General features: G+C 44.0%; 3 protein-coding genes and 2 pseudogenes. All 5 read left to right on the forward strand.

What is annotated here, in order from left to right:
- A pseudogene (locus K7397_RS21755) lies at positions 1-116 on the forward strand (IS630 family transposase); the annotation flags it as partial.
- Between the two features lie 195 nt (positions 117-311).
- Positions 312-743 (forward strand): IS200/IS605 family transposase, encoded by a 432-nt coding sequence (gene tnpA / locus K7397_RS20995; RefSeq protein WP_223070528.1) that lies wholly within the window; start codon positions 312-314, stop codon positions 741-743.
- Between the two features lie 535 nt (positions 744-1278).
- Positions 1279-2184 (forward strand): tyrosine-type recombinase/integrase, encoded by a 906-nt coding sequence (locus K7397_RS21000; protein WP_223070529.1) that lies wholly within the window; start codon positions 1279-1281, stop codon positions 2182-2184.
- A 96-nt stretch (positions 2185-2280) separates the two neighbouring features.
- On the forward strand, positions 2281-3861 hold the full coding sequence (locus K7397_RS21005; protein WP_223070530.1) for a DUF4158 domain-containing protein: 1581 nt from the start codon (positions 2281-2283) through the stop codon (positions 3859-3861).
- Positions 3862-3957: 96 nt separating this feature from the next.
- Positions 3958-4100 (forward strand): annotated as a pseudogene (locus K7397_RS22270) (transposase); the annotation flags it as partial.

Here is a 4100-nt window from a genome sequence, read left to right on the forward strand (position 1 = left end):
AATTATCGGCATGGGAGTGTGCCCGAAACCAAAACCAAAAAGGCGTGGACTGGCAGTTTACTACCGATGAAGCAAGGATCAAATTAAAACGCCTTTACCCACAATTTAAGGATTGATGGGGTACTAGTGTATTTATAGACTATAAACTATATCGATTGTCGAAGTCTGTTGTAATTTGGATGTTCACGAAATTTTAGTTAATAAGTTCCTGGTCTAAACCCACTAGCTTTCAGCCAGTAAATCCTTTCAGGACTAGCAGACACTTCAGTGTCCTCCGAAAGGTTTGCTATACTGAAGCAGGGTGAGAAAACATGGGATACATCCCAAACGGAAGCCATACAAGGTACGATATCGAATACCATATCGTATGGACGACGAAATATCGATACAAAGTATTACAAGGTGCAGTAGCAGAACGGTTACGAGAATTAATCCGCCAAGGGATCGAAGCGAGGAACATAAAAATCGTCCGAGGAAGTATAGGGAAAGAACACGTTCATCTGCTGGTATCGTGTCCGCCAACGATAGCTCCAAGTAAGTTGCTACAATACCTGAAAGGTCGTTCTTCGAAGATGTTGCAGAAAGAATTTCAGGAACTGAAGAAGCGGTATTGGGGCCAGCAACTGTGGGCTCCCGGGTATTTTTGTAGAACGATAGGAGCCGTAACGGAAGAGATGATTAAAGAATACATCGAAGACCAGGGAAACGATAAGATCGACGAAGTATTCAAGATTGAAGAGTGAGTTTCAGTCACGAACTTGAGCTTGCTTGAGCAAGAGGGCGGTTTAGTGCACTTAAGTGTAAAGCACGACTTTCAGTCCGATCCCTTCAGTCGGCTTTAGCCGGAACTGCGACTTTCAGTCGCCTAGGTAAATCCCTGCACTTTAGTGCAGGGTGGTTTAGAATGAAATGGTTCGCAAGTCATATAAAGGGGACATGCTTTGCGTACGTTTTCCGCGTTTTATTAGCGGTACCCCTTAAAGTTTTATCCGCAACAGGCAGTATGTTCGTATCCGTCATTTTAGTCAACCACGGCGAACCCTTCCGTGCAGCAATGGGTCGAACTAACATAAAACCCATGCTAAGACCCTCCTTATCGTACGAAGAAATTTCTCGCGTTTCGTTGGTGGCGCTTCTATTGGAAATTCGGTGATGACCGATAAGATGGATTATCGGTCATGAAGTATATCTAAATGCAGGTCTTGATGTCCGATAAGGTTTCAGTTAAGATAAGATTATCATGTCCGATAAGGTAAGTCAAGATATTGGAGGATCGTCATGACCCAATCACCCAAAGGAAGCGAGACTGTTTCCGCATTTATTTATAAGCTGGAAACACACGAGGATTTAAACCCCAAGACCATAAAGGGATACGCCAGCGACCTTCGTCATTTTGTCGAATGGTTTGAAACGTCCATGTTTCAAGAAGAAACGGTTACGTTTCAAATTGAAGACGTGGCCACACCGACCTTGACCCGGTACCGGGAGACCATGCAAAAGAAGATGAAGTTAAAGCCGACCACGATCAACCGTCGGCTTGTTACAATCAAACGTTTTTTTGAATGGGCCTCGGACACAGGACTCATCAAACGCGATCCGGCAAAACCGGTCAAACTTGTACCCGAGGAGAAAACAAGCCCACGACAGATGAGCGAAAGAGAAGAAGCTGCCCTCATTGCCGCTGCCGAACATCATGGGACTCTCCGTGATCAAACGTTACTGATCCTCATGCTGCATACCGGTTTGCGTACGATGGAAATCTGCGATCTCGCACCGAGCGATATTTTACTCGGTAAACGCAGTGGTCAATTGACGGTCAACGCGGGAAAACGGAACAAACAACGAGAAGTACCACTAAACGCCACATGTCGAGCTATATTAGAACGATATTTGATGGAATTGCCTAAACAGGCACCCTTTCTATTCCCTTCCGAAAAGACTGGTGAACGCCTCGGTGAACGAGCTATCCGACACCTAGTTCAGAAATACATGAAATTGGCACGTCTTGAAGGATTCAGCGCACATGATTTGCGTCACCGCTTCGGATACGTAATGGCTGAAAATACGCCGCTGCACCGATTGGCTCAGATTATGGGGCATGACAGTCTGGATACGACCATGATTTATGTGAAGGCGACCAAAGCAGACTTGCAATCCGAGGTAGAAAAACGGGCATGGCAGTAAGTAAGACTGGATGGTCACACGATCGATGTGATTCAAAAGCATTGAGCTCGTCGAATTGAAATGGCTGTAGGTGAGTTTAAAATGGAGGGGATACTTTTGAAACGAAATTGGGAATTGGAAGAATTGATTGAACATTTTACCTTGCTCCCCAACGAACTTGAGCTAATCGAAAACAAATTCGACGAAACCCGACTCGGCTTTGCTGCATTGCTAAAATTTTTTCAGTTTGAAGCTCGGTTTCCCAAACACAAATTCGAAATCCCCAGAACCATACTTGCCTATATTGCCAAACAATTATCATTAGACCCGAATTTATATTCGAAATACGATTGGGAAGGTCGATCAATAAAACGACATCGCGTCCAGATTCGTGAATTCTTTGGTTTTCGGGAAGCGACCGTTCAAGATGCTGAAGAGATGACTCAGTGGTTATGCGAGCATGTCCTCTATCATGATCAAGATCCAAAACATATCGAGACGTTTGTTAATAACCGATTTCGTGAATTACAGCTTGAATCTCCATCTGCAGAACGAATCGACCGTTTAATTCGCTCCGCCATCCGCTCACATGAGGAACGTTTTTTTGAATCGATCTACAAAAGACTTAACCCAGGTACGCTTCAAAATCTTGACGCTCTTATTGAAAGTGTCAATGATATGAAAGATGATGAGGCGGAATTTACATCGGACGTCTCCGACCAAATTACATTTCAAGACTTAAGATCCGACTCCGGACGTGCAGGTGTAAAGACCATCTTTCGGGAGTTTATCAAATTGCGGACGATTCGCAGGCCTGATGATCTCTTCACTGATATTCCCGAAAAGGTGATTAAGAAGTACAAGCAACGTACGATAACAGAAGATCTTCGTGAATTACGCCGACATCCTGCCCCGGTGCGTTATACCTTGTTATCAGCCTTTTTTTGGTTGAGAAGCAAGGAAATCACGGATAGTCTTATTGAGTTGCTAACCCAGATTGTTCATCAAATTTGGGTGAGGGCAGAAAAGAAAGTGGAGAAAGAAATCTTACACGACTTGCGCCGAGTCAGTAACAAATATGGGATTTTATTAAATATGGCCCAGGCGGCCGTCGAACATCCGGATGGGTTGATTAAAGAAGTGCTTTACCCTGTCGTTAGTGAGCAAACGCTAAAGGACCTGATAAAAGAACTTAAACATACGGGACCGGCGTACCGCGAAAAAATACATACGGTCATACGATCTTCGTACAGCCATCACTATCGACGAATGGTTCCCGAGATCTTAAATATCCTGCAATTCCGTTCCAACAACGACATTCATCGTCCTGTGATTCGTGCATTGGAGCTCATTAAGAAATATGCAGAAACGGGACTTCATTATTTTCCGATAACGGAGGATATTCCAATTGATGGTGTTATTCGTGCAGGATACAAAGATATCGTATTGGAGAAGGACGATAAAGGACAAGACCGAATCAATCGAATAAATTATGAAATCAGTGCGTTACAGGCGCTACGAGACAAACTGCGGTGCAAGGAAGTTTGGGTAGAAGGCTCAAGCCGATATCGGAATCCCGATGAAGACTTGCCTCGTGATTTTGAAGAACGGCGAGAAGAAAATTACAAAGCCCTGAATCAGCCTTTAGACGCAGAAGCCTTTATTAATCGAGCATTTTGCAGTAACATAAGCCCTTGAGCCACAAGGATTTTCAGGCATAAAAAAGGGACTTCACCCCAATTTGGCGAAGTTTTTCGGTGACTAAACCAAAACCCCAGAATGGAGGAAGTCACCTTGTATATTCTACAAGAAAGCCTATTTTCCTTTGATGAACTGCAAAAACTTGAATCCAAAGAGCGATTGCCTATCTTCTTCAGCGCTCTTGACTTAAGACCTTATGCCAAGGAATTGAGAAACAATTCACCCCGAGGTGCCGA

Origin of the sequence: Paenibacillus caui (assembly GCF_019904135.1) — a bacterium.
Classification (GTDB): domain Bacteria; phylum Bacillota; class Bacilli; order Paenibacillales; family Paenibacillaceae; genus Fontibacillus; species Fontibacillus caui.

Coding starts and splice junctions, on each gene's coding strand:
- tnpA (WP_223070528.1), top strand. CDS start 312: ATGGGATACATCCCAAACGGAAGCCATACAAGGTACGATATCGAATAC.
- K7397_RS21000 (WP_223070529.1), top strand. CDS start 1,279: ATGACCCAATCACCCAAAGGAAGCGAGACTGTTTCCGCATTTATTTAT.